This window comes from Streptomyces sp. NPDC048270, assembly GCF_040652335.1.
GTDB lineage: Bacteria > Actinomycetota > Actinomycetes > Streptomycetales > Streptomycetaceae > Streptomyces.
Genome location: NZ_JBEZLV010000002.1, coordinates 340,552 through 364,450, shown reverse-complemented (window position 1 = coordinate 364,450; position 23,899 = coordinate 340,552). Strand labels below are relative to the sequence as shown.

Below are 23,899 nucleotides of genomic sequence, written 5' to 3'. Positions count from 1 at the left end.
CCTGATCGCAGGGAGGTCAGAACATGCCCCGAACCACCTCACCCGACGACACCGGGCAGCAGTACGACGCCCATGGCGAGGGCGGCGGGATCGGCGAGTACCTGCTGCACCGCGCCAAGCCTCACCTGCCTCCGTGGCTCGCCGGAGCCGGGACGGGCCTGGCCTCCCTGCCCGCCCACTACTTCTGGTCCGGCGAACCCGGCGTCACCGCCGGCCTCACCCTCGCCTCCGTCGCTCTGACCGGCCTGACCTGGTGGGCCGGACGTTCCACCACCCAGCAGCGCCGTCTGCACTCCGCTGTCACGGTTGCCGCGGCCTCGACGTGGTTCACCGCCGCGGCCATTGCCGGACCCGGGGCGGGGCCGCTGGGGGAGCTGTACTTCATCGGCGCTCCCGCGCTGGCCTTGTCGTGGAACATCCGGCAGATCCTCCGTAAGAACGTGGAAGGCCCCGCCGCCGGAGCGGACGGAGGATTCCTGGAAAAGGTCGGCCTGGCCAAGACCCAGGTTCTACGCACGGAGGTCGGCCCGAACAAGGCCTCATTCGATCTCCAGCTCCCGCGCGGCGAGCTGACCCCGGACGACGTGTCGAAGAACCTGACCCGCATCGCGGGTGCTCTCGACGTGCCGAAGACAGCGATCCGGATCCAGGAGAACCCGGAGTCCGCATCGCGGGTGATGCTCACCGTGGTCCCGCTGGACCTGCTGAAGAACACCGTCCCCTGCCCGGGCCCCAGCGCCCCCGGCGAGTCGATCAGCTACCCCGTGGTCGTGGGGATCTACGAGGACGGGACCCCGGCGGTCATGTGGTTCCCCGGGGACCCGGACGAGGCCCGCAACGCGATGATGCTGCTGCTCATGGGCATGACCGGGTCGGGGAAGTCCGAGGGTGGCCTGACGGCCCTGGCGGAGATCCTGTCCCGGCGGGACGTGATCGTGTGGGCGTCGGACCCGGCGAAGAAGGAGCAGACCCTCGGCCCGCTCCTGCCCGCGATCGACTGGGCCGCCCTCGACATGCCCTCCACCAAAGCCATGATCAAAGCCCTCACGGCCGTCATCCCGGCCCGGACGGCGTGGCTGGCGAAGTACGGCTACAAGCAGTGGATCCCCGCCTGCGCCGAAACCCAGGCCGATGGCACCCCGGGCATGCCCTACCTCGTGGCCTGGTTCGAGGAAGCCGCGAAGACGATCCGTGAGATCGACGACGACGTGTTCACTGGCCTCGCCCAGGAAGCCCGCTCCGCCGGCGTCTCCCTTGTCCTGTCGATGCAGCGGGCCTCCGGCAACCAGGTTTCCACCGACACCCGCGCCTCCCTCGGATCCTCCTGGTGCCACGGCGTCCGCACCGAGCAGGACGCCCGCTTCGCCCTCGACGACGACGTCCTCGACGCCGGGGCGGCCCCGCACGTGTGGAAGGACAAGAAGCCCGGCTACGCCTACCTCGTCGCCAACGGCGTCCCCGACGACAACTGGGCCACCCCGATGCGGGACTACCTCTCCAGCGTCGACTACCTCAACTGGGTCGTCGTCACCTTCGCCGACATCCGCGCCGCGATCGACCCGGTCACCGCCGGCGCGGCTGCCCGCTCCGCGGACCGGGCGTTCACCGGCCGCACCCGCTACCCGATTCCCGGCACCACCGACCAGCCGGAGACCACCATGCCCAACGACTACGGCTCGGACGAGGACGACGAGGACGGCTACTACCCCGAACAGGACGAGTACGACCAGCGCCCGTCGAACGGGGCCGACGAGGAGGACGACGACGCGGAGGGAGAGTTCATCGACGCGGAGCAGGAACTCCCCGAAGTCGAGCAGGTCGTCCAGCTCGCCGCCCGGCCGCCCGCCGACGAACCGCGTCCGAAGATCAGTACTGCCGAGGCTCGAGCGGCGATGGAGGAAGTCCTCGAAGAGTTCGAGGACGAGGGCCGGGACGTGGTCGGCCCGGCGGACTTCATGGAGTACTGCGACCGCTACGGACGCGGCCGTTCCTGGGTCTCCGGACAGGTCGCCCAGTTCGTCCTCGCGGGCCGTCTCGCCGAGACCAGTGAGGTCGGCCGCTACCGGATCGTGCCGTACGAGGTAGCGGCCTGACGCGTCAGACGCGTCTGACACCCCTGACAGGCGAACAGCCCCAATCCACAGGTCATACGTGCGCGCGAGGGGTGTCAGACGGGTGTCTGACGCGTCAGACACACCCGCCAGACACCCGGCCTGACACCCCAGACACCCCGCCCCGGCAGGGCCCGAGCCACCCCGGCTCGGGCCCTGCCAGTCTTCCCCCGGAGCCCGCCATGACCTACGAACCCGCCCACCTGACCACCCCGGCACCGCTCCGGTACGGGGACACGGTCCTCTACCCGCCGGCCGTCCCCGAACCGCGGATGCTGCCCGCCGAGATACCGCCCGGCGTCCAGTACGTCACCCTCCCCAACGGCACCCGCACCCTCGCCTACACCCCCCAGCCGGACACCCCGCCCGCGCGGCCTGTCCCCGCGTGGGCCAAGACCACCGCGCTCCTCGCCCCGACCGTCGGTGGAGGTATCGCGGCCGCTTCCGCCGGACTGGCCTACGCCGCACCGGGACTGATCGCCCTGACCGAAGCCCTCTGGGCCGCCGTCGCCCTCATCGCCGCCGGAGCAGTCGTCGCCGTGGCCCGACCCCGTCGCAGCGCCGCTCGCCCGACCACGCACATCACCCAGCACGTCACCGCAACCGGGCTCTTCGGCCGGGCCAACGGCACCATCAACCACCGCTGAACGCCGAGGGCGGCCCCCTCACGCCAATGACCGGGACCGCCCTCTTCCAGAACCCAACAGAACTGGAGTGACCAGCATGACCCAACACCCCCCGTCCGCGCTGCTCTCCGCAGCCTTAAGCCTCGCTGCCCGTGGCTGGCCCGTGTTCCCGCTCCGCCCCGGATCCAAAGTGCCCGCCCTGCACGGCGAGACCCGATGCCCCCGCACCGGCCCCTGCGCGGACGGCCACGCCAAGCCCGAGCAGCGCGCGGCCACCGACCCCGACCGCATCCGCACCGCTTGGGCCACCACCCCCTACAACGTCGGCCTGGCCGCCGGCCCCGCGGGCCTGGTCGTCATCGACCTGGACCCGCCCAAGCCGACAGACCCGCCCGGCACCCATAGCGGCGCCCAGATCCTCGACGCCCTCTGCCGGACGCTCGGGCAGAGCATCCCAGCCACGTACACGGTGGCCACCCCGTCCGGCGGGGTCCACCTGTACTTCAAGGCCCCGGCCGGGGTCACGATGCGCAGCACCCAAGACATCCTGGGCAGGCACATCGACACCCGGGCCTGGGGTGGGTACGTCGTCGCCCCCGGCAGCAGCACCCCCGTCGGCGCCTACGCCGTCACCGACGACCGGCCGGTGGCCCCGCTTCCTGGCTGGCTTCAGGTGAAGCTCACCGAGCCGCCCAGGATCATCACCCGGGCGTTCGTCTCCTGCGTCCCGCGCCACGGTGGCGGGCGTCGGGCCGCCTACGTCGATGCGGCCCTACGCAACGAGGAGAAGGCCGTCGCTGCCGCGCCCGAGGGGCTCCGGAACAAGGCGCTCGTCAGGGCAGCCCGCGCTCTGGGGCGGCTGATCGCGTCCCGCGACCTCGACCGTACGGAGGTCGAAGAGGCTCTTAGCCGGGGGGCGGAAGCGGCCGGACTCAAGCCGTACGAGTACCGTTCCGCGATCACCAGCGCCCTCAACTGGTCCATCAGCAACAACCCCGTCAGCCGGCGGACGGCATGAGCACCCGCGCACGCCCCCCGGCTAAAAGCCCTGCCCCCGCACCCACCAGGATCAGCCCCGCCGAACCGGCCGCGCTTCGGGACGGCAGTGGCGCGCCGAAGGTCGTCGCCGAAGGCGTCCCTTCTGCTGTTCGCCCTAACCCGCGCTGGGACGACGGGCGCCGCCCCGTCGCGTGGCTCCACATCGTTGCCCCCGGCCGCGGCGTCACCCCGTCCGTCCGGTCGTGGTGCCGGTGCGGCCGGGACCTCTTCGTTGCCGGGCAGGCCCGCGCACTCGCCCTGATCGACGACCACGTCCAGCACCGCACCCTCTGCCCCCTACTCGTATCCCAGGAAGGGAAGGCCGCCTGATGAGCGACCAAAGGCCCCAGGCCGCACCCATCGACGGCGCCGCCCTGCTCGACGAGGTGGAAGCCTTCCATCGCCGTTTCAACGTCTTCCCCAGGGAGGCGGCCTACGTCGCGGTCGCGCTGTGGGACGCACACGCCCACCTGATCGACGCGTTCGACGGGACCGCCCGCATTGCCTTCCTGTCCCCCGAGCCGGGGTCGGGGAAGTCCCGGGCACTGGAGATCATCGAGACCCTGACCCCACGGGCCGCGACCACGGTCAACGCGTCCCCCAACGCACTCTTCCGCCTGGTCGACGCCCCCGAAGGGCCCCCAACCCTCCTCTTCGACGAGATCGACACCGTCTTCGGACCCAAGGCCGGGGACAACGAGCAGGTGCGCGGGTTCCTCAACTCCGGCTACCGCCGCGGCGGCAACTCCCTGCGCTGCGTCGGGGACGGCACCAATCAGACCGCCGGGTGGTTCTCCTCGTTCTGCGCAGTCGCCATGGCCGGCCTCGGCTCCCTGCCCGACACGATCCTGACCCGCTCCGTCATCATCCGCATGCGCAAGCGCGCCCCGAACGAGACCTGCGAGCCCTACCGCCGCCGAGTGCACGAAAAGCAGGGCCACGCGCTACGTGACCGGCTCGCCAAGTGGGCCGACACCGTCCGCGACCATGTCTCCGAAGCCTGGCCCGAGATGCCCGACGGCGTCACCGACCGGCCCGCCGACGTCTGGGAGCCGCTCCTCGCCGTCGCCGACGCCGCCGGAGGCAACTGGCCCGAGCGGGCCCGCGCCGCCTGCGTGGAACTGATCAACGCCGCCCACGACAACGAGGAAGCGTCTCTCGGTATCCGGCTGCTGACCGACCTGCGGGACAAGGTGTTCTGCGGAGCCGACCGCATGCCCACCGCCGTGATCCTCGAATGCCTCCTCGCCCTGGACGACTCCCCGTGGGCCGACCTCGACGACAAGCCGATCACCTCCCGGACCCTGGCCAAGATGCTCGGCCAGTACGTCACCCCGGCCAACAGGCCCATCAAGCCCCGCACCTTCCGGATGCCCTCCGGAACGCCCAAGGGCTACTTCGCCGACGACCTCTCCGACGCGTGGACCCGCTACTGCCCCCTCCCCCCGCTCAGGTCCGCAACATCCAAAACATCCGCAACACCGCAGGTCACAGGGGGTGAATCCGTTGCGGATACCCCGACCGACATCCGCAACGTGGCACCGGAAAACGCCACACTCCCGCTCCACATCGCGGGCTGACCAGCAGCAGCCACGTGGGCGCCGCCGCACCGGCTGTGGCGGCGCCCATCCGCAACAAATCCGCGACCCGCAACAAATCCAGGCCTCTGAGCAGGCATGTTGCGGCGTTGCGGCTGTTGCGGATCCACAGCGAGCTAAGGGCCACTCACGATCCCTGGAGGCCGCGTGTCCACCGTCCTGCCGCCCACCCATGAAGTCGTCACAGTTCCTGAGGTCATGCACGCCCTGCGACTCAGCCGCAGCAAGGTCTACGACCTGATCCGCTCGGGTGCGCTGCCCAGCTACACCGAGGGGCGCGCCCGCCGCGTTCCGCTTGAGTCACTCCACACGTACCTGCGCAACAAGCTTGAGGAGGCTGCCTGATGGCCAAGAGGCGCGCCAACGGGGAAGGCACCATCACAAAGCGCAAGGACGGCCGCTACCAAGCGGCTGCCTACGTCTACCGGCCGGACGGGACTCGGGTCCGGAAGTTCGTCTACGGCAAGACCCGCGAGGAGGTGAGCGACAAGCTCATCGAGCTGCAGGACAAGACGCGCCAGGGCATCCCGGCCGCGACGTCGTCGATGGCCTTCGGGGAGTACCTGACGTACTGGCTCGCCGCCATCGCTCCGAACCGGCTCAAGCCCGCGACGCTCAGCAGCTACGAGGGGCTGTCTCGCCTCTACATCCGTCCCGCGCTCGGCACGAAGCGGCTCAACCGGCTGTCGCCCACCGACGTCCGCCGGTTCCTCGCCGACTTCAAGGCAGGGTGCCTCTGCTGCATGCGGGGTGCCGATGCCGCGCGCGCCAAGGAGGACCGAACCTGCTGCGCGGTGGGCCGATGCTGTGCCCGCCGGCCGTCGGCTCGAACGGTCCAGTACGTGCACGCCGTGCTCCGCTCGGCACTCCAGCAGGCAGTCCGTGAAGAACTCGTGGCGCGCAACGTCGCCCGGATCGTGGAGACACCCACCGTGAAGCGAGACGAAGTGCACCCCCTGGACGGGGCAGAAGTGCGGATGCTCCTGAAGACCGCCCGGCCTCACCGCCTGTACGCGCTGTGGCTCCTGCTGATCTCGACCGGGCTGCGGCGCGGGGAAGTCCTGGGACTCACCTGGTCGGATGTCGACCTGGTCGGCGGACAGCTCAGGGTCCGGCGCAACCTCCAGCGAATCCGGCGAGAGCTGATCTTCGGCACACCGAAGACGGCGCGCTCCATCCGTACCGTGTCCCTCCCCAAGCGGTGCGTGGACGCGCTGCGCGCACACCAGAAGCAGCAGGAGACGGCTCGGAAGGTTGCTGGCGAGAAGTGGCAGCCGCTCGCCCACCAGCCGAGCGGGCTGATCTTCACGACGGCGACCGGCCGCGCCACCGACCCGCGCAGCTTGAACCGGATGCTCACGATCTTGTGTGGCAACGCCAAAGTCCGCCGGGTTCGCGTGCACGACCTGCGCCACACCTGCGCCTCACTGCTGCTCGCACAGGGTGTGGACGCTCGCACGATCATGGAGACGCTCGGGCACAGCACGATCACCATGACGCTAGACACCTACGCGCACGTCATGCAGACGACGCTGCGGGCCGCCGCCGACCGGATGGACGACGCACTCGGCGTTGACGAATCCGGCGAGGAGGAGGGTGACACTCGGGAGGAGTCTCCGGCTGCCTGATCGGTCCGGCTTCACATGTTGATGTCACCCGCTGATGTCAAAGGCCCCCTGGAGAATCTCCAGGGGGCCTTTGATCTGCGTGCACTCGGCAGGATTCGAACCTGCAACCTTCTGATCCGTAGTCAGATGCTCTATCCGTTAAGCTACGAGTGCTTGTCCGCCGGGGTTTTGCGCCCCGTTGGCCTTGCGAGAACAACAATACATGGACCTCGCCGGGACGCGAAATCCATTAGTCGAACCATGGCTGACCTGCGGAAACGCCCTGGAAGAAGATCATCCGGTTGGGAGCGGGAAGCCCCTGCGGAACCCGTGCGCGGCCACCCCGGCGCCGTTCGGGGCCGTTCGGAGGTCGCACACACGTCGGAGACGGGGCGGGCGGCCCGAAGCGGGTGCGGTGGAGGTCGCGGGTGCGCCGGCGGTAGGGATCGCGAGTGCCCCGGCGGTGCAGGTCGCAGACGTCCCGCAGCAGAGGTCGCGGGTGTCCGAACGCACCGAAGCCCCGGTCCGCAGGGACCGGGGCTTCGTGAAGTGCGGAGGCGGAGGGATTTGAACCCTCGATGGGGTGTAAGCCCCAAACCGCATTAGCAGTGCGGCGCCATAGACCGGACTAGGCGACGCCTCCAGCACACCCTCGCGTACGAAGGTGCGTGCAGATGATGACACAGGCGCAGGGCCCCTCACCAATCCGCTCCCACGGTACTAGGAGGGGCGGGCGAAGGGCAAAGCCTTAAACCCGGTCCGCACGCAACATCGGCGGACCCGCGTCGTTGGTCAGGCGTACGACGTACGGACGACCTGGAGTGCCCATGCTGCGTCTCGCCGCCCTCGCCGTCACCTCCGCCCTGGCCACCGCGGCCCTCGGGCCGCTGCCACCGCTGCCCGAGCCCCTGGGCGGGCTGCTCGGGGCACCCGACCGGTTGACGATCACCATGGCCAACACCGGCAATCCGCGGATGGACCGCCGGTACCAACTCGAATGCGATCCCGTGGGCGGCAACCACCCCTCGGCGGAGCAGGCCTGCGCGAGGCTCGACCGGCTCGCCCGGGAGGGCAAGGACCCCTTCGCGCCCGTCTCCGACCGGCAGATCTGCCGCATGCAGTACGGGGGCCCGGCCACCGCCGACATCACCGGGAACTGGCGGGGGCGCACCGTGGACGCGCACTTCCGCCGGACCAACGGCTGCGAGATCAGCCGCTGGGAGGAGTTGGAACCTCTGCTTCCGCCCGGGCGTTCCTGACCTGGGAGGATGCGCGTCACGGGTGGTCTCCGCCACACATCGGCCACCTCGCCGCGGGACTGTGGCCTTAGACTCCTCCCGTGACATGCCAGTAGTCGTGGTCAGGGAGGAAGCTCGTCGTGAGCAGCAGGCCATCCCGAGGCGCTGCTCGCCTCGCAGCAATACTCGACGCACTTCCGGACGCGCTGTTGCTCGTCAACGCCAACGGCACTGTGGTCAACGCCAATTCGATCGCCCTCGAGGTCATGGAGAGCCCGGGCACCGGGCTCGTCGGCCGCGGCGTGCTCGACCTCCTGCCCGAATTCGACTCCAAGCTGATCCCCGGCTCCATGCGCCGGCCCGGCGAGGACGAAGGCGGCCGGGCCCAGCCCAAGCGGATGATCGCGCGCCGGACCGACGGCAGCGAGTTCCCCGTCGAGGTCACCAGCGCGCATCTCGACGGGCGCGACGCCTACCGCGAGCCGCAGCCCGGCTACACCGGTGACGAACTGCTGATGCTCGTCGTACGGGACCTCTCGCAGACCGTGGACACCGAGGCCGAGCTGGCCCGCTCCCAGCGGCAGACCGAGATGATCCTGCGCGCCGCCGCCGAAGGCGTCGTCGGCACCGACACCGACGGCCGGGTGGTGCTGGTCAATCCGGCCGCCGCCCAGATCCTCGGCTACCGCGCCACCGACCTCGGCAACCGCGAACTGCACGGCCTGGTCCTGCACTCGCGCGCCGACGGCTCGCCGTTCCCCTTCGAGGAGTCCCCGCTCGCCGACACCCTGCGCAGCGGGCGGAAGCACCGCGTGCGCGGCCAGGTCCTGTGGAACAAGGCCGGGCAGCCGGTCGCCGTGGACCTCACCACCTCGCCCGTGCGGGACGGGGAGCAGCTCGTCGGCGCCGTCATGACCTTCACCGACCGGCGGCCCTACGACGCCCTCGCCGCGCGCCACGCGCAGCTGCTGGCCGTACTCGGCGAGTCCCTGCGCGGGCCGCTGGACGAGCTGCGCGGGGAGCTGGCGACGCTGGCCGCCGACGACGCCGGGCAGCTGTGGCCCGAGGCCAACCAGCTGCTGCACCACCTGGCCGCCGGGTACTCCCGGATGACCACGCTGGTGGACAACGTGCTCGGCTTCCAGCGCCTGGACGCCGGCAGCGACCGGCTCAAGAAGAAGAAGGTCCTGATCAACGGCGTGGTCACGGCGGGCGTCGACGGCGCCGTCGAGCTGATCGGCCCGGGCCGCGCACAGTTCGCCGTCCACGCGCCGACCATCGAGGCCGAGGTCGACGCGGAGCGGATCGCCACCGCTCTCGCACACCTGGTCGCGGACGTCGCCGGGGTGGACGCCACCGGCAAGACCCGCCAGGGCAGCGGGTACAGCGACTCGACGATCGTGGTGGCCGCCGCGCAGCGCGGTGATGTCGTACGGATCGAGGTGCGCGGGCCGTACGAGGGCGGCAACCCCGTCCACGAGCCCATCGTGCGGGGGATCGTGGCCGCGCACGGGGGCGTGCTGCAGACGGTGGAGGTGCCGGGCGCGCCGGGCGGTGCGTACGTGCTGGAGCTGCCGCTGGGCACCGGCGCGGGGACGGTCACCCTGCCCGAGCCGGCGGAGGAGCCCCCGGCCGACGCGGCTCCCGCGGGCCGGGTGTCCGGAGGACGGCGGGCGCGTCGCGGGGTGGACGCGTTCCTGGAGGACGAGGCGGCCGCACCCGATGCCGGGAAGGCCGCCGAGGGCGGCGCCGCGCTGGCGCTGCCGTCCGGGCGGCGCCGGGCCGCAGAGGCCGGTGCGGGAGCCGAGACGGGGCCGGAGCTCGCGCAGTCCCCGGTGAACCCGGCGGGGCTGGGCACCGGACGGCGCAGGGGCCGCGCCGGCGACGGCAGCGGCGAAGGCGGTCCGGGGCAGCCCGTGCCCCCGCAGGGCACCGCCATGCCCGCGCTGCCGCCCGTGCCCGCCGTTCCCCCGGTGCCGCTGATGGAGCATCCCGCAGGGCGGCGGCGGGCGCTGGGTGCGGCCGGTCCGGCCCAGCCCGTCGGCCCCGTGCCGGCCAACGGGCTCGGGCCCGCGCCCGCTCAGGCTCCCGCGCGGCCCATCGCCCCCGAGGGCGGTTTCGCGCTGCCCGCCGGTCCGACTCCCGCCGCCCCGGCTCCGCAGGATCCCGTGCCGGCCGGTCCGGCCCCCGCCCCGGCCGAGGCCGATGCCGAGGCGCCCGGCGGACGGCGCGGGCGGCGGGTGCTGGGCGCGCCCGTGACCGAGGACGAAGCCGAGGCCGCGCCGTCGGCGGCGGCCGAGGGGGAGCCCGTACCTCCGACCGGGCGGCGGCGGGCGCTGACGAACGCGCCGGCGTGGCCGGTTCCGGCGGCCAGGACCGCTCCGGAGGACGGCGAGACGGGCTCCGGCCAGGTATCGGTCCCCGGGGCCCGGCAGCCGCAGGACGGTCCGGCGGAGGGCCAGGCCGCGCAGCCGATCAGTGTGCGCGCCCTCGGCACCCTCGGACAGGGCATCTCCGTGGACCCCGCCGGTTCGGGCTCCGGCCGCCGCCGCCGGCTCTCCGAGCCCGCCCCGCAGGGCCGGGCCTTCGCGATAGGAGCCCCCGAGGCGGGCGCCGACGAGGGGCCCGAGCCGCTGGACGGTCCCGGCGGCGCCGTCGAGGTCGTCAACCGTCCCGTGCCGCGGCCGGTGGACGACGAGCTGCCGCCGGAGCCGCTGGACAACCCGCGCCGGCTGCTGGTGTGGCCCGCACCCGACGTACAGACGCAGCAGGCGCTCAGCGACCGCGGCTACCGCCCGGTGATCGTGCACTCCCGCGAGGAGGTGGACGCGCAGATCGCCGCGTTCCCCGCCGCGCTGTTCGTGGATCCGCTGACCGGGCCGATCACCCGGACCGCCCTGCAGTCCCTGCGCCAGGCCGCGGTGGCGGCCGAGGTGCCGGTGCTGGTCACCGCCGGGCTGGGGCACGCCACGCGCGAGGCGGCGTACGGCGCGGATCCCGCCGTCCTGCTGAAGGCGCTCGCTCCGCGCGACAGCGAGCAGCACCCCTCCCGGGTCCTGCTGATCGAGGAGCACGAGGAGATCGCGACCGCCCTGACCGCCGCGCTGGAGCGGCGCGGCCTCCAGGTGGCGCGGGCGGGCGCGGACACGGACGCCGTGGAGCTGGCGACGCGGATACGGCCCAACCTGGTCGTCATGGACCTGATGCAGGTGCGCCGCCGTCGGGCCGGGATCGTGGACTGGCTGCGCGCCAACGGGCAGCTGAACCACACCCCGTTGGTCGTCTACACGACGGCCGGCATCGAGCCGTCCGAGCTGCCGCGGCTGGCGTCCGGCGAGAGCGTGCTCTTCCTGGCCGAACGGGCCACGACGGCGGACGTACAGGGCCGCATCGTGGACCTGCTGGCCAAGATCGGCACCAACTAGTCATCCTGGCCCGATGGCCACGACCCACACCACCGAGCACACCGTCCCCGCCGACAACGGGGAGGTGAACCTGCTGATCGCACGGCAGGTGGAGCCGGGGCACGAGGAGACCTTCGAGGCCTGGGCGCACGGGATCCTGGAGACGGCCGCGGGCTTCCCGGACCACCTCGGGTACGGGCTCTTCCGCCCGGCGGAGGACGGCGGGCCGTGGTTCCTGGTCCACCGCTTCCGCAATCAGGCGGCGTTCCAGCGCTGGCAGGACTCCCCGGAGCGGGCGGAGTGGTTCTCGAACTGCCTCGGACACCACCACACGGAGATAGCCCGCCGCGAACTGCACGGCATGGAGACGTGGTTCGCCAAGCCGGGTACGACCCGGCCCGCGCCGCCGCGGTGGAAGATGGCGGTCAGCTCCGGGCTGGCCATCTTCCCGATCTCGCTGGTCGGCAACGCGGTGCTCGGGCCGTACCTGGTGGATCTGCACTTCGTGGTGCGCACGGCCGCCTTCGCCGTCGTGTTCAGCACCCTGATGACCTACGTGGCGATGCCCGCCGTCAGCAGGCTGCTGCGGCCTTGGCTCACCAGGGGCTGAAGCACCCGGGGGCCGGGAGCGGTCAGTCCACCTTCGTGACGGACAGCGCGCCCTCCGCGTACTGCTTGCGGATCACCTTCTTGTCGAACTTGCCGACGCTGGTCTTCGGGACCGCCTCGATGAACGACCAGCGCTCCGGCAGCTGCCACTTGGCGATGGACTGGCCGAGGAACGCGCGCAGGCCCTCGTAGTCGACGCTCGCGCCCTCCTTGAGCACGACGGTGGCCAGCGGGCGCTCGCCCCACTTGTCGTCGGGGACGGCCACGACCGCGGCCTCCGCGACCTCGGGGTGGGCCATCAGCGCGTTCTCCAGCTCGACGCTGGAGATCCATTCGCCGCCGGACTTGATGACGTCCTTGGCGCGGTCGGTCAGGGTCAGGTAGCCGTCGGCGCTGATGACACCGACGTCGCCGGTCTTGAGCCAGCCGTCCGCGCTGAACTTGTCCTCGGGGCGGAAGGGTTCACCGGCCGCCCCGCCGTAGTAGGCGCCCGCGATCCAGGTGCCGCGCACCTCCAGCTCGCCCGCCGACTCCCCGTCCCAGGGCAGGATGTCGCCGCCGGGGCCGACCAGCCGGGCCTCGACGCCCGCCGGGAAGCGGCCCTGGGTGATCCGGTAGGGCCACTCCTCCTCGGCGCTGAGCCCGGCCGGCGGGTGCGCCATCGTGCCCAGCGGGGAGGTCTCGGTCATGCCCCAGGCGTGGCAGAGGCGGACGCCGAGCTTGTCGTAGGCCTCCATCAGGGAGGGCGGGCAGGCCGCGCCGCCGATGGTGACCTGCTTCATCGAGCTCAGGTCGCGGGGGTTCGCGGTGACCTCGGCGAGGAGCCCCTGCCAGATCGTGGGGACGGCCGCGGCGTGCGTCGGCTTCTCCCGCTCGATCATCTCGGCGAGCGGGGCGGGCTGGAGGAACCGGTCCGGCATCAGCATGTTGATGCCGGTCATGAAGGTGGCGTGCGGCAGCCCCCACGCGTTGACGTGGAACTGCGGAACCACGACCAGGGTGGTGTCCTTCTCGGTCAGGCCCATCGACTCGGCCATGTTGACCTGCATGGAGTGCAGGTAGATCGACCGGTGTGAGTAGACGACGCCCTTCGGGTCCCCCGTGGTGCCGGAGGTGTAGCACATGGCCGCCGCCTGGCGTTCGTCCAGCTCGGGCCAGTCGTACGTGTCGGGGCGGCCCGCGAGCAGCTCCTCGTACTCGTGCACGCGTACGTCCAGGCCCGCGAGCGCGGAGCGGTCGCCGACGCCCGAGACCACGACGTGCTCGATGGTCGGCAGGTGCGGCAGCAGCGGTACCAGCAGGGGCAGCAGGGTGCCGTTGACCAGCACGACCCGGTCGGCGGCGTGGTTGACGATGAAGACCAGCTGCTCGGGAGGGAGCCGCAGGTTGAGGGTGTGCAGGACCGCGCCCATGGACGGGATCGCGAAGTACGCCTCGATGTGTTCCGAGTTGTTCCACATGAGGGTCGCGATCCGGTCGTCCTGCTGCACCCCGAGTTCGTCGCGCAGGGCGTTCGCGAGGCGGGTGGCGCGGGTACCGATCTCGGCGAAGCTCCGGCGGTGCGGCTCGGCCTCCCCGGTCCAGGTCGTGACCTGGGACTTCCCGTGGATCGTCATCCCGTGCTGGAGTATGCGGGTGACGAGGAGTGGTACGTCCTGCATGGTGCTCAGCAAAGCGTCCTCCCGGTGAGCGCTGCGGCGCCGCGGCGGCTACGGATGCTGCCGATTCTGCGCACATACCGGTCGGCATGTCACTACCCGGGAGTAGAAGCCGCGCTCTGTTTCACGTGAAACATCGACGCGTTTCCGGTTTCACGTGAAACATCGTCCGGCTCACCTGACCGGCGTGAGCTCCGGGTCCTCGCGGAGCTTGCCCAGCGCACGGGAGACGGCGCTCTTGACCGTGCCGACCGAGACCCCCAGCAGTTCGGCGGTCTGCACCTCGCTGAGGTCCTCGTAGTAGCGCAGGACGACCATGGCCCGCTGCCGGTCGGGCAGCCGGGTCACCGCGCGCCACATCGCGTCGCGCAGGGCCTGCGCCTCCGCGGGGTCGGCGGCCGGCGCCTCCTCGGTCTCCGGGAGCTCGGCGCAGGCGAACTCGTCGACCTTGCGCTTGCGCCACTGGGAGGTCCGGGTGTTGACGAGGGCCCGCCGGACGTACCCGTCGAGGGCGCGGTGGTCCTCGATGCGGTCCCAGGCCATGTACGTCTTCGTCAGGGCCGTCTGGAGCAGGTCCTCGGCGTCACAGGGGTTCGCGGTGAGGGAGCGCGCGGTGCGCATCAGGACCGTGCCGCGGGTCCGGACGTACGCCGAGAACGACGGGTACGGCGTCGGCTGCGAGGCGAGCGTGCACACAGGCGTGGTCATGGCTCCACGCTAGGAGCGCCCGCCCGCCCTGGGATCGGCCGCAAGTGCCGAAGGGGGATCCGCCTCAGGTTGTAGGAGTAGGGCGAACCCCACCCCCTGAAGGTGGAGGAGGCGGGCCCCGCGCGGGCCGGTCTCAGCCGTCGGCGCCGAGGATGAGCCCGGAGGTCGGCACGCCGGTACCGGCCGTGACGAGTACGTGCGCCGCCCCCGCGACCTGGTTGACCGAGCTGCCGCGCAGCTGGCGCACGGCCTCGGCGATCCCGTTCATGCCGTGCAGGTAGGCCTCCCCCAGCTGGCCGCCGTGGGTGTTGAGCGGCAGCGCGTCGGCGGCCACGAAATCGCCGGCCTCACCCGGCTCGCAGAAGCCGAACTCCTCCAGCTGCATGAGCACGAACGGGGTGAAGTGGTCGTAGAGGATGCCGACGTCGATGTCCGAGGGGCGCAGCCCGCTCGTGCGCCAGAGCTGGCGGGCGACCACGTCCATCTCGGGCAGCCCGGTGAGGTCGTCGCGGTAGAAGGAGGTCATGCCCTCCTGGCGGCGGCCGGCGCCCTGCGCGGCCGCGGTGATCACCGCGGGCGGGTGCCGCAGGTCGCGTGCCCGTTCGGCCGTGGTGACGACGAGGGCCTGGCCGCCGTCGGTCTCCTGGCAGCAGTCCAGCAGTCGCAGCGGCTCCACGATCCAGCGCGAGGCGGCATGGTCGGCGAGGGTGATGGGCTTGCCGTGGAAGTACGCGGCGGGGTTGTTCGCGGCGTGCCGCCGGTCGGTGACCGCGACGTGCCCGAAGGCTTCGGGGGTGAGGTTGTAGGCGTGCAGGTAGCGCTGGGCCGTCATGGCCACCCACGAGGCCGGGGTCAGCAGTCCCCAGGGGAGCGACCAGCCGAGCGCCGCCCCCTCGGCCGAGGGCTCGCGCTGCTGGACTCCGGAGCCGAAACGCCGGCCCGAGCGCTCGTTGAAGGCGCGGTAGCAGACCACGACCTCCGCGACCCCGGTGGCGACGGCGAGGGCGGCCTGCTGGACGGTGGCGCAGGCCGCGCCGCCGCCGTAGTGGATACGGGAGAAGAAGGACAGGTCGCCGATGCCGGCCGCCTGGGCGACGGTGATCTCGGGGCTGGTGTCCATCGTGAAGGTGACCATGCCGTCGACGTCGGCGGGGGTGAGGCCGGCATCGTCGAGCGCGGCGTGCACCGCCTCCACCGCGAGCTTGAGCTCGCTGCGGCCGGAGTCCTTGGAGAACTCGGTGGCTCCGATACCGGCGATGGCGGCACGGCCGCCGAGTTCGTCACGCATGCGCACGCTCATGCCGGCACCTCCGCGGTGACCGTTCCCGTCACGTGGTGGCCGATGCCGTTGGCGCCGACCACGCGGATCTCGACCGTGGTCCCGGCCACGGCGGTGACCGTGCCGGTGAGGGTCATCGTGTCGCCCGGATGGTTGGGGGCGCCCAGCCGGATCGCCACCTTGCGCAGCACGGCGTGCGGGCCGAGGTGGTCGGTGACGTAGCGGCCGACCAGGCCGTTCGTCGTCAGGATGTTCATGAAGATGTCCGGTGAGCCCTTCCCGCGCGCCAGCGCCGCGTCGTGGTGCACGTCCTGGTAGTCGCGGGAGGCGATCGCACCCGCCACGATCAGCGTGCGGGTCACCGGGATCTCCAGCGGCGGCAGTGCGTCGCCGACCTTCATGCGCGTTCCCCCTCGGCTATCGAAGCTCCCAGTTCGGCCAGCAGCTCGCTGCCGCAGCCCAGATACGCGTCCAGCTGGCGCCCCCACAGGAAGTGCCGGTGGACCGGATGGTCCAGGTCGGCGCCCATGCCGCCGTGCAGGTGCTGGCCCGCGTGCACGACGCGCTTGCCCGCCTCCGAGGCCCACCAGGCCGCGGCCAGCACGTGTTCGTGCGCCGGGAGCCCCTCGTCGATGCGCCAGGCCGCCTCATAGGCGGTGACCCGGATCGCCTCGGTGTCCATGTACGCGTCGGCCGCGCGCAGCATGACCCCCTGGTTGGTGGAGAGCGGCCTGCCGAACTGCTCACGGGTCGAGGTGTACTCCACCGCGCGGGCGAGCGAGCCCGCGCAGACGCCCGCCTGGAGCCCGGCGAAGGCGGTACGGGCGGCGGCGAGGACCGCGTCGTAGGCTCCTGCGCCGCCGATGCGTTCCGCGCCGGCTCCGGCCAGGGTCAGCGATCCCGCCGACCAGGGCGCGGTGGTCTCCACCGGGGAGGTCCGTACGCCCGGCGCGTCCGTCCGCACGAGCCACAGCGCCCGGTCGGCGTCCGGGACCAGGACGTGCGTGGCCTCGCGCAGCCAGGGCACGGCGGGGGCGGTGCCGGTGAGCCGGCCGCCTTGCGAAGTGATCCGTCCGCGGGCCGGGAAGGCGCCGGTGGCCACCGCTTCGCCGCTCTCCAGGGCGGGCAGCAGTCGGGCGCGCTGCTCGGCGGTGCCGTGCGCGGCCAGCGGGACCATCCCGTACACGCAGGTGGCGGCGTAGGGGACCTGGGCGGTGGTGCGGCCCTGTTCCTCCAGCAGCAGGACCAGTCCCAGCAGGCCGACGTCCGGGACGGCGGCGATCAGACCGGAGGCGGTCAGGGCCTTCCACAGTTCGGTATCGCTGCCGGTGCCGGCGGCGGCGAGGCGCTCGTGGGTGGCGAGGTCGCCGAAGATGCCGGCGGCCAGGCCGGCCGCGGCGGCCTGCTCCTCGGTGGGGTGGAAGTCCATCAGCCCTCACTCACGCGGAAGACGGGGAGTTCGAGAGCGTCGTCGACGCGCAGGAACTCCAGCTGGACGGGCAGCCCGATGCGCACCTTGTCGTAGGGGACACCGGTGATGTTGCTGACCATCCGGACCCCTTCGGCGAGTTCGACGAGCGCCACGGCGTACGGGGGGTCGAAGGCGGGGAACGGCGGATGGTGCATGACGACGTAGCTGAACACCGTGCCGGCGCCGGAGGCCTCGACGGTCTCCCAGTCGGGGGAGGAGCAGGCGTTGCAGCCGGGCAGCCAGGGGAAACGGAGGGTGGCGCAGGCGGTGCAGCGCTGGATGAGCAGCTTGTGGTCGCGGACCCCGGCCCAGAATCCCTCGTTGTCGCGGTTGACCACCGGGCGGGGGCGCTGGGCCCTGGGCTTCTGCTCGCGCCGTTGCGGCCGGCCGGCCGGCGCGTACTTGAGGATCCGGAAGCGATGGGTGCCGGCGAGCTCCCCGCCCGCGCGGACGTCCATCCGCGTGGTCACGAAGTGGCCGGTGCCCAGCTTGGTCGTCTTGCGCGGCGACACGGACTCGATGACGGCGTCGAAGGTGACCGCGTCGCCGGGCCGCAGCGGGCGGAGGTACTCCTGCTCGCAGTCGGTGGCGACGACGGAGGTGTATCCGGCGGAGTCGAGGAGCGCGAAGAGCTCGTCGTAGGCGGAGGAGCGGTCCGTGTGGCCGGACAGGCCGCCCATCGTCCAGGCCTGGAGCATGGTGGGCGGGGCCACGGCGTCCGGGCCGGTGTAGGCGGGATGGGCATCGCCCATCGCCTCGCACCAGTGGCGGATCATCGGCTGGTTGACCAGGTCCTTGCCCCGGCCCGCGGTGGCGGCGGGCTGCCCTTCGAAGGCCGTGAGGAGGGTGTGGAACCGGCCTGCCTCCTCGGCTGCGCCGGCAGCGTCCGCCGTCATCGCTTCCTTCCCTTCATGCCGAGCCGCATCATGGCGACGATCTCCCGCTGGACCTCGCTGACCCCGCCGCCGAAGGTGTTGATCTGGGCGGCCCGGTTCATCCGCTCCAGCTCACCGCCCGCGAAGGCCGCTGGCCCCCGGATGAGGGCCTCCTCGCCCACCACCTCCTGGCACATCCGGTACACCTCGACCGCGGACTCGGTCCCGAGGAACTTCACACCGCTGGCGTCGCCGGGGGCCAGGCTGCCGCCTCCCACGTCCTGGACGAGGCGCCAGTTGAGGAGGCGTACGGCGGCCAGCCGGGCGTGGGCCTCGGCGAGCCGGGACCGCACCCAGGGGAGGTCGGCCGGGCGCTCGCCGGTGACCGGGTCCGGGGTGCGGGCGTGGGCGAGGGCCGCCTCGTAGAAGTCCTCGGCCTGCATGCCGATGGCGGCCAGGGCCACGCGCTCGTGGTTGAGCTGGTTGGTGATCAGGCCCCAGCCCCCGTGCTCGGGGCCGACGAGGTTGCCGGCGGGTACGCGCACTGCGTCGTAGTACGTCGCCGTGGTCGTCAGCCCGCCGACGGTGTCGATGGGAGTCCATGAGAAGCCGGGGGCGGCGGTGGGGACCAGGATGATCGAGATGCCCTTGTGCTTGGGGGCTTCGGGGTCGGTGCGGCAGGCGAGCCAGATCCAGTCCGCGTTCTGGGCGTTGGAGGTGAAGATCTTCTGCCCGTCGACGACCCAGTCGCCGCCGCCCCCGTCCTCACCGCCGTCGCGGACGGCGCGGGTGCGCAGGGCGGCCAGGTCGGTGCCCGCCTCGGGTTCGGAGTAGCCGATGGCGAAGACGATCTCACCCTGGAGGATCCGGGGCAGGAAGTAGTCCTTCTGCGCCTGGGTCCCGTACTTCATCAGGGTGGGGCCGACCGTGTTGAGCGTGACCATGGAGACGGGGGCTCCGGCCCGGTAGGCCTCGTCGAAGAAGACGAACTGCTCGTCGGGACCGCGCCCTTGGCCTCCGTACTCGACGGGCCAGCCGAGGCCGAGCAGGCCGTCGGCGCCGATGCGGCGCAGCAGTTCGCGCTGGCGGGGCGGGTCCTCGGGGAGTCCGTCCGGCAGCAGATCCTGGAAGTACTCCCGCAGTTCGGCGCGCAGCCGCAACTGACCTTCGGTCGGGGCGAGGTGCACGGCGCTGGCCTCCCGGCATCACATCATCGAGTAAACCTGACTGTCCGTCAGATTCACCTGTGATGTCAAGGTCGGGGAGGGGCCGGGCGGGCACGCGCGAGGGCGCCCGCGCTACCGGACCCCAGCCGGTCCGGTCGCACGGGCGCCCTCATCGGTCGAAGCGGCTCACGCCGCGGCTACCACCAGGGATGGAAGTCGATGGCGACGTTCGTGTTGGACTGGTCGATCGCCGTGAAGGCCGAGCCGTTGACCTGCGCGGTGTTGTTCTGGTTGGAGGCGCCGGAACCGGTCGCCACCTGCTGCGACGTGGACGAGTTGCCGTTGTTGTCGCCGCCCACGCCGCTGCCGATGATGCTGGCGACGCTCGCATTCGATCCGTCGTTCGCGAAGGAGCCGTTGTCGGCCGAGGCCACCCCGCCGAACAGGGCGACGGCGAGGGGGAGCGCGGCGACAGCGGCGACGACGCGGGCGGTACGGATGCTTGCCATGTCTGAATCCTCCAGAAAACCGAAGTGGGGCTTACTCCAAGGCAGTTGGCCGACCGCCTCGGTCGTTCTGCGTGCTGACGACGTCGCGAGATCAGAATTGCCCACCGAATCCCCGGCGAACCACCCCGGAGTCAGCTATTCCCCCGCAAGTATGACCAACATCGGATAAACCCCATTCGCGCCCCCTGCGCCCCAGATCAGCACCCCGGAACCCCCTGAAACCCCTGCCCCACAAGGGATGAAGCGTTCCACCAGAACGCCGTGTCCCGGACATGCCGAAAAGGGCCGCGCTGTCCGGGAACCCCACCGTCTCCCGGGCCTGCGGCCCTGCAATGCCAAGCTCTGCGCCCCCTGCACGCCCCCGGCGTCCGCCGGGGCATTCCCTCGGTGCCCCGCTCCGGGGCACCACACGGCGCGATCCTCGGTCACATGTGACCGGGCTCCAGCGCCGGTTCGTACGGCTCTTCCCGGAGGCGGCGCGTACGCCGTCGAATCCGGGTCCTGCGACTGCTGCGGTACGGCTGTGAACTGCGGTTTACACGTCACGCGTACGGGCCTTTGCCCAGGCCCCGTGCCTCCAGCTGCGCCTACGCTGCGAGCGCGAGCACTTCCCGGGCGGCTCCGGCGGAGGCTCCGGCCGGGGCTCCGGCGTGGACACCGGCCTGGGCACTGGTCTGGGGAATGGTCTGGGCACCGGCGGGGGTACCGGCGTGGACGCCGGCCCGGAGACCGGCCTGGGCACCCGCCTGCGCACCGGCCTGGGTCAACGATCGGGCGGCGGCTTCCGGTCCGGCTCCCATGGCAGCCGCGGTGGTCGAGCGGCGGACGGACGGGGTCTTGCCGTGCGCCTCGGCGCGGATCCGCTGCTTGATGGTCGGCGGCAGCGATCCGCCCCGCATCATCGCCTTCCAGGTCCGCCGGGGGGCGAGCACCGGGCGGCGCACCGCGGCGGCGGGGCCGGCGGGGGCCGGTGCGGAGGCGGCGGCCGGAGCGGCCTTCCCGGCGAGGCCGAGGGAGGTGAGGAGCGCCACGAGGGCGGCCAGGACCGAGGTCCAGATCGAGGAGAGGGTGCTGCGCTGAGCCATGACGGGTGCCTCATTTCGAGATGTTCCGACGGACGGATCTGAATACATTCGTCATGATGTGCCCGCAACCGCACCACCCCCATAACCCGCGCCGATCTTCCGACAAACACCACTCGGAAGGCGCAGTCCCCCGGGTCGTCTCCGGCGGCGCAGAGCCCCTGACGCCGCTTCGAAAACCCTCCTGACCTGCATCTTCCTCCCACGTCAGGACCCTGATCCGGCCGCGGCACGCACCCGGCGCCGCGGCAAGTCGAAAGGCGCGTCGCGCGTCGATGACCCGGCGGGGGCTTCGTGGGACCGGTCAGGGACCGTTCCGCTGCGGTGGCGGAATGTGGACAACCGGGGCCGCACCCCACGACGGCCCGTGCGCTCTCGGACCACAATGGGCCCCGAGCCGTGGGCGCTCGTCGCCGCGGGAGGGAGAGGGATATGGCGGTGGTCGGAAGCGCGGGCATGACCGGTCTGGGCGTCGAGATGACCCCGCTGCGCGGTCGGTGGCGGGTGACCCGGCCGTGGCCTCCCCAGTTACGCCCCTTCGTGCACAGCTATGCCGGCTACTGGGAGGCGGCGGCCTCGCCGTACCGGGTGCGGCTGGTTCCCACCGGTCGGGCCGTCGTCGTCATCAACCTGGGCGAGCCGTTCGCCCAGGTCCGCCGGGTGGCGGAGGCGAGTCCCCACAGCCAGGTGACCGGCTCGCTGGTCGCGGGCCTGGAGGACGGGCCACGGGTGTGCGACCACCCCGGCGGCCAGGAGGCCATCCGGCTCGAGTTGACCCCGCTGGGCGCCTTCCGGCTGTTCGCCGTGCCGATGAGCGAGCTGACCAACAGGGTGGTCGAGCTCGGCGACGTGCTCGGACCCCATGCCGGGCTGCTGGTGGAGCAGCTGGCGGCCACCAGGGACTGGGGAGCACGGTTCGACCTGCTGGACTTCGCGCTGTCGGCCCGGCTCGAGCGCGGCCCGGATCCCGCGCCCGAGGTGCGCCATGCGTGGCGGCTGCTGTCCCTCGCCGGCGGGGCGGTCCCGGTCGGCCGGATCGCGGCCGAAGTGGGATGGAGCCAGGGACACCTGATCCGCCGGTTCACCGAACAGGTCGGGCTGACTCCCAAGATGTCCGCCCGCGTGCTGCGCTTCCACCGGGCCATGCGGCTGCTCACCAGGGAGGGGGCGAACCCCACCGAGGTGACGGCGGTCTGCGGCTTCTACGACCAGGCCCACCTCAACCGCGAGTTCCGCGCCCTGGCCGGCACCACGCCCGGCCGGATGGCCGCCGCCCGCCTGGCGGAGGGCGCCCTCCCGCTGTGAGCGGCGAGGTCAAATTTGTCCAAGCCAGACCCGCCCGCGCCTCGCTAGTGTCCCGGTCATGGCGATCAGGTACCCGGGCACCCGGAGCGCCTCGTGGTGAGCCTGGTCCGGAGGGGGAGTCGATGGAAGACCTGCTGCGCATCCTCGTGTCGGGGGCGATCACAGGCGGCCTGATCGGTCTGGCGGGAGCCCTGGGCGCTCGCAGGCGCAGGCGCCGGGAGAGCGGCAACACCAACGGCCGCTGACGTCCCGCGCGCGGCTCGCCGCGCCCCGGGCGCCGCACGACCCATGTGCACTGGTCAGCGCCGGGAAATCGGGGGATCCCGGCGCCGGCCAGGAGAAGGACCAGAGGGCGGGCCCCCGCATCGGGGACCCGCCCTCCGGTCGGTCAGTTCCCTGACCTGGAAGCGGTGGGTGTGGGATTTGAACCCACGGTGACATCGCTGCCACGACGGTTTTCAAGACCGTTCCCTTAGGCCGCTCGGGCAACCCACCTGGCCGGTACAGAGTACCGGCCAGGTGGGGGTGACGGGGCCGCTGCGGGTCAGGCGGTCTGGGCCTTGTCGTAGGCCGCCTTCGCCTCGTTGCCGAAGTACGGGCCGTACATCCGGTTCGGCAGGAAGGTGTAGCCGAAGCTGTTCACCGAGACCTGGGTGCCGAGGCCGGTGGTCTCGTTGAAGTCCTGGAACCAGGGGCCGCCGCTGGAGCCGCCCGTCATGTTGCAGCCCAGGCTGTGGTCCTTGGTCAGCAGGAAGTCCTTGCCGCTGTTGCCGCTGCAGTAGACGAGCTTGGTCCCGTCGTACGGGGCCGCCGCGGGGAAGCCGAAGGAGTACATCCTCTTGTTGTAGCCGCCGTTGAAGAGGAGGCCCTGGGCGCCGACGGCCTGGCTCAGGGTCTGGCCGTTCAGCGGGGCGACGACGGCGAGGCCGACGTCCATGTTCATGTCCTCACTGGCCGCCCACTGGTCGGTGGCGAAGGTCTTGGTGGCCGACCACTGGCCGTAGGGCGCACTGCCGTTGTTGTAGGCGGGGACGAAGACCCAGTTGGTGTGCCAGGCCCCCTGGTACTTCACGCAGTGGCCGGCCGTCATGACCGTGCTGCCGTTGGCGCTGGTGACCGAGTCGCCGGAACAGGAGGCGGTCCGGCCCCCCATGGTGAAGAAGACCCGGCCCGAGGTCTTCACCACCGCTCCGCCGCCCGTCCAGGCCCCGCCCGCCTGCGGGAAGGCGGTGGGCGACGCGGAGGAGGAGGCGGCCGTCGGGGCGATGCGGGTGGGGGCGGCCGCGGTCGCGACCGCTGTACGGGCCGCGCCGGGAACCGCCGTGATGTCGAGCGGGGTCGCGGCGCGCATCCGCTCGGCGGTCCAGAAGCCCTGGGTGTGCTGCTGCCTGAAGGAGGCCGGGGTGTCCGCCGCGGCGGAGGGGGCGGCCGCGGTCAGGACCCCGGCGATCAGGGCGCCTGCCGAGAGGAGAACGGATGCGGCGATGCGATGACGATTCACGCATGACTCCTTCTGCCGTGCCCGGTCCGGTCCTGTCGGTCGGACCAGGGCAGGTGGGGGTGAAGAACGGTCGGTGCGGATCGGCCGTGCGGTGGGTGCGGTGCCTGCGGTGCG

General features: G+C 71.9%; 22 protein-coding genes and 3 tRNA genes. 12 read left to right on the top strand and 13 right to left on the bottom strand.

Features of this window, described 5'->3' with window-relative positions; genetic code table 11:
- Positions 1-23 precede the first annotated feature (23 nt).
- The 7 genes from traB to AB0D66_RS03090 all read left to right on the top strand — a co-directional run bounded on the left by traB (position 24) and on the right by AB0D66_RS03090 (position 7,001).
- Positions 24-2,093 carry a plasmid transfer protein TraB gene (gene traB / locus AB0D66_RS03120; protein ID WP_362295753.1) on the top strand — a complete coding sequence of 690 codons (2,070 nt, stop codon included), beginning with the start codon at positions 24-26 and terminating at the stop codon, positions 2,091-2,093.
- 290 nt (positions 2,094-2,383) lie between these two features.
- Positions 2,384-2,758, top strand: coding sequence for a hypothetical protein (locus AB0D66_RS03115; protein WP_362295873.1), 375 nt, complete (start codon positions 2,384-2,386; stop codon positions 2,756-2,758).
- Positions 2,759-2,834: 76 nt separating this feature from the next.
- Positions 2,835-3,755, top strand: a complete 921-nt coding sequence (locus AB0D66_RS03110; protein ID WP_362295870.1) for a bifunctional DNA primase/polymerase — start codon at positions 2,835-2,837, stop codon at positions 3,753-3,755.
- On the top strand, positions 3,752-4,105 hold the full coding sequence (locus tag AB0D66_RS03105; protein WP_362295751.1) for a hypothetical protein: 354 nt from the start codon (positions 3,752-3,754) through the stop codon (positions 4,103-4,105). Before AB0D66_RS03110 ends, AB0D66_RS03105 begins: the two co-directional genes overlap by 4 nt.
- Positions 4,105-5,355, top strand: coding sequence for a DUF3631 domain-containing protein (locus AB0D66_RS03100; protein WP_362295748.1), 1,251 nt, complete (start codon positions 4,105-4,107; stop codon positions 5,353-5,355). The genes AB0D66_RS03105 and AB0D66_RS03100 overlap by 1 nt, the downstream gene beginning before the upstream one ends.
- 165 nt (positions 5,356-5,520) lie before the next feature.
- Positions 5,521-5,718 carry a helix-turn-helix domain-containing protein gene (locus tag AB0D66_RS03095; protein ID WP_362295745.1) on the top strand — a complete coding sequence of 66 codons (198 nt, stop codon included), beginning with the start codon at positions 5,521-5,523 and terminating at the stop codon, positions 5,716-5,718.
- Entirely contained in the window at positions 5,718-7,001 is a 1,284-nt protein-coding gene (locus AB0D66_RS03090; RefSeq protein ID WP_362295742.1) for a tyrosine-type recombinase/integrase, read from the top strand. The genes AB0D66_RS03095 and AB0D66_RS03090 overlap by 1 nt, the downstream gene beginning before the upstream one ends.
- A gap of 80 nt (positions 7,002-7,081) precedes the next feature.
- Here AB0D66_RS03090 and AB0D66_RS03085 read toward each other — a convergent pair.
- Together AB0D66_RS03085 and AB0D66_RS03080 are read right to left on the bottom strand one after the other, a co-directional pair.
- Positions 7,082-7,154, bottom strand: a tRNA-Arg gene (locus AB0D66_RS03085).
- 378 nt (positions 7,155-7,532) lie between these two features.
- A tRNA-Ser gene (locus AB0D66_RS03080) sits at positions 7,533-7,623 on the bottom strand.
- 184 nt (positions 7,624-7,807) lie between these two features.
- Here AB0D66_RS03080 and AB0D66_RS03075 point away from each other — a divergent pair.
- The 3 genes from AB0D66_RS03075 (at position 7,808) to AB0D66_RS03065 (ending at position 12,232) form a co-directional block, all read left to right on the top strand.
- Positions 7,808-8,239, top strand: coding sequence for an SSI family serine proteinase inhibitor (locus AB0D66_RS03075; protein ID WP_362295739.1), 432 nt, complete (start codon positions 7,808-7,810; stop codon positions 8,237-8,239).
- Positions 8,240-8,358: 119 nt separating this feature from the next.
- Entirely contained in the window at positions 8,359-11,643 is a 3,285-nt protein-coding gene (locus tag AB0D66_RS03070) for a PAS domain-containing protein (RefSeq protein ID WP_362295736.1), read from the top strand.
- Positions 11,644-11,656: 13 nt separating this feature from the next.
- Entirely contained in the window at positions 11,657-12,232 is a 576-nt protein-coding gene (locus AB0D66_RS03065; RefSeq protein WP_362295733.1) for an antibiotic biosynthesis monooxygenase, read from the top strand.
- A 22-nt stretch (positions 12,233-12,254) separates the two neighbouring features.
- Here AB0D66_RS03065 and AB0D66_RS03060 read toward each other — a convergent pair whose 3' ends face one another.
- The 9 genes from AB0D66_RS03060 to AB0D66_RS03020 all read right to left on the bottom strand — a co-directional run bounded on the left by AB0D66_RS03060 (position 12,255) and on the right by AB0D66_RS03020 (position 20,982).
- Positions 12,255-13,904: a long-chain fatty acid--CoA ligase gene (locus AB0D66_RS03060; RefSeq protein ID WP_362295730.1), complete on the bottom strand. Its 1,650-nt coding sequence runs from the start codon at positions 13,902-13,904 to the stop codon at positions 12,255-12,257.
- 159 nt (positions 13,905-14,063) lie between these two features.
- On the bottom strand, positions 14,064-14,597 hold the full coding sequence (locus AB0D66_RS03055) for a SigE family RNA polymerase sigma factor (protein ID WP_362295728.1): 534 nt from the start codon (positions 14,595-14,597) through the stop codon (positions 14,064-14,066).
- A gap of 133 nt (positions 14,598-14,730) precedes the next feature.
- Positions 14,731-15,897, bottom strand: a complete 1,167-nt coding sequence (locus tag AB0D66_RS03050; RefSeq protein WP_362295725.1) for a lipid-transfer protein — start codon at positions 15,895-15,897, stop codon at positions 14,731-14,733.
- Positions 15,894-16,277: a MaoC family dehydratase gene (locus tag AB0D66_RS03045; protein WP_362295722.1), complete on the bottom strand. Its 384-nt coding sequence runs from the start codon at positions 16,275-16,277 to the stop codon at positions 15,894-15,896. The genes AB0D66_RS03050 and AB0D66_RS03045 overlap by 4 nt, the downstream gene beginning before the upstream one ends.
- Complete coding sequence (locus tag AB0D66_RS03040; RefSeq protein ID WP_362295719.1) at positions 16,274-17,305, bottom strand: acyl-CoA dehydrogenase family protein; 1,032 nt, start codon at positions 17,303-17,305, stop codon at positions 16,274-16,276. Before AB0D66_RS03040 ends, AB0D66_RS03045 begins: the two co-directional genes overlap by 4 nt.
- Entirely contained in the window at positions 17,305-18,243 is a 939-nt protein-coding gene (locus AB0D66_RS03035; RefSeq protein ID WP_362295717.1) for a bifunctional MaoC family dehydratase N-terminal/OB-fold nucleic acid binding domain-containing protein, read from the bottom strand. Before AB0D66_RS03035 ends, AB0D66_RS03040 begins: the two co-directional genes overlap by 1 nt.
- Entirely contained in the window at positions 18,240-19,409 is a 1,170-nt protein-coding gene (locus AB0D66_RS03030; RefSeq protein ID WP_362295714.1) for an acyl-CoA dehydrogenase family protein, read from the bottom strand. Before AB0D66_RS03030 ends, AB0D66_RS03035 begins: the two co-directional genes overlap by 4 nt.
- A gap of 176 nt (positions 19,410-19,585) precedes the next feature.
- Positions 19,586-19,897 (bottom strand): hypothetical protein, encoded by a 312-nt coding sequence (locus AB0D66_RS03025; RefSeq protein WP_362295711.1) that lies wholly within the window; start codon positions 19,895-19,897, stop codon positions 19,586-19,588.
- Between the two features lie 587 nt (positions 19,898-20,484).
- The gene (locus AB0D66_RS03020; RefSeq protein ID WP_362295708.1) at positions 20,485-20,982 is read right to left on the bottom strand and encodes a DUF6344 domain-containing protein; all 498 of its coding nucleotides are present in this window, start codon (positions 20,980-20,982) and stop codon (positions 20,485-20,487) included.
- A 429-nt stretch (positions 20,983-21,411) separates the two neighbouring features.
- Between AB0D66_RS03020 and AB0D66_RS03015 the strand changes: the two genes are divergently transcribed.
- Positions 21,412-22,284: an AraC family transcriptional regulator gene (locus tag AB0D66_RS03015; RefSeq protein WP_362295706.1), complete on the top strand. Its 873-nt coding sequence runs from the start codon at positions 21,412-21,414 to the stop codon at positions 22,282-22,284.
- A gap of 122 nt (positions 22,285-22,406) precedes the next feature.
- Positions 22,407-22,529: a hypothetical protein gene (locus tag AB0D66_RS03010; protein WP_362295703.1), complete on the top strand. Its 123-nt coding sequence runs from the start codon at positions 22,407-22,409 to the stop codon at positions 22,527-22,529.
- 163 nt (positions 22,530-22,692) lie between these two features.
- Here AB0D66_RS03010 and AB0D66_RS03005 read toward each other — a convergent pair.
- A tRNA-Ser gene (locus AB0D66_RS03005) sits at positions 22,693-22,779 on the bottom strand.
- A 49-nt stretch (positions 22,780-22,828) separates the two neighbouring features.
- On the bottom strand, positions 22,829-23,785 hold the full coding sequence (locus AB0D66_RS03000; protein ID WP_362295700.1) for a peptidase: 957 nt from the start codon (positions 23,783-23,785) through the stop codon (positions 22,829-22,831).
- Positions 23,786-23,899 lie beyond the last annotated feature (114 nt).

Coding starts and splice junctions, on each gene's coding strand:
- AB0D66_RS03035 (WP_362295717.1), bottom strand. CDS start 18,243: ATGACGGCGGACGCTGCCGGCGCAGCCGAGGAGGCAGGCCGGTTCCAC.
- AB0D66_RS03015 (WP_362295706.1), top strand. CDS start 21,412: ATGGCGGTGGTCGGAAGCGCGGGCATGACCGGTCTGGGCGTCGAGATG.
- traB (WP_362295753.1), top strand. CDS start 24: ATGCCCCGAACCACCTCACCCGACGACACCGGGCAGCAGTACGACGCC.
- AB0D66_RS03025 (WP_362295711.1), bottom strand. CDS start 19,897: ATGGCAAGCATCCGTACCGCCCGCGTCGTCGCCGCTGTCGCCGCGCTC.
- AB0D66_RS03050 (WP_362295725.1), bottom strand. CDS start 15,897: ATGAGCGTGCGCATGCGTGACGAACTCGGCGGCCGTGCCGCCATCGCC.
- AB0D66_RS03065 (WP_362295733.1), top strand. CDS start 11,657: ATGGCCACGACCCACACCACCGAGCACACCGTCCCCGCCGACAACGGG.
- AB0D66_RS03045 (WP_362295722.1), bottom strand. CDS start 16,277: ATGAAGGTCGGCGACGCACTGCCGCCGCTGGAGATCCCGGTGACCCGC.
- AB0D66_RS03040 (WP_362295719.1), bottom strand. CDS start 17,305: ATGGACTTCCACCCCACCGAGGAGCAGGCCGCCGCGGCCGGCCTGGCC.
- AB0D66_RS03100 (WP_362295748.1), top strand. CDS start 4,105: ATGAGCGACCAAAGGCCCCAGGCCGCACCCATCGACGGCGCCGCCCTG.
- AB0D66_RS03020 (WP_362295708.1), bottom strand. CDS start 20,982: ATGGCTCAGCGCAGCACCCTCTCCTCGATCTGGACCTCGGTCCTGGCC.
- AB0D66_RS03010 (WP_362295703.1), top strand. CDS start 22,407: ATGGAAGACCTGCTGCGCATCCTCGTGTCGGGGGCGATCACAGGCGGC.
- AB0D66_RS03115 (WP_362295873.1), top strand. CDS start 2,384: ATGCTGCCCGCCGAGATACCGCCCGGCGTCCAGTACGTCACCCTCCCC.
- AB0D66_RS03090 (WP_362295742.1), top strand. CDS start 5,718: ATGGCCAAGAGGCGCGCCAACGGGGAAGGCACCATCACAAAGCGCAAG.
- AB0D66_RS03075 (WP_362295739.1), top strand. CDS start 7,808: ATGCTGCGTCTCGCCGCCCTCGCCGTCACCTCCGCCCTGGCCACCGCG.
- AB0D66_RS03105 (WP_362295751.1), top strand. CDS start 3,752: ATGAGCACCCGCGCACGCCCCCCGGCTAAAAGCCCTGCCCCCGCACCC.
- AB0D66_RS03110 (WP_362295870.1), top strand. CDS start 2,835: ATGACCCAACACCCCCCGTCCGCGCTGCTCTCCGCAGCCTTAAGCCTC.
- AB0D66_RS03055 (WP_362295728.1), bottom strand. CDS start 14,597: ATGACCACGCCTGTGTGCACGCTCGCCTCGCAGCCGACGCCGTACCCG.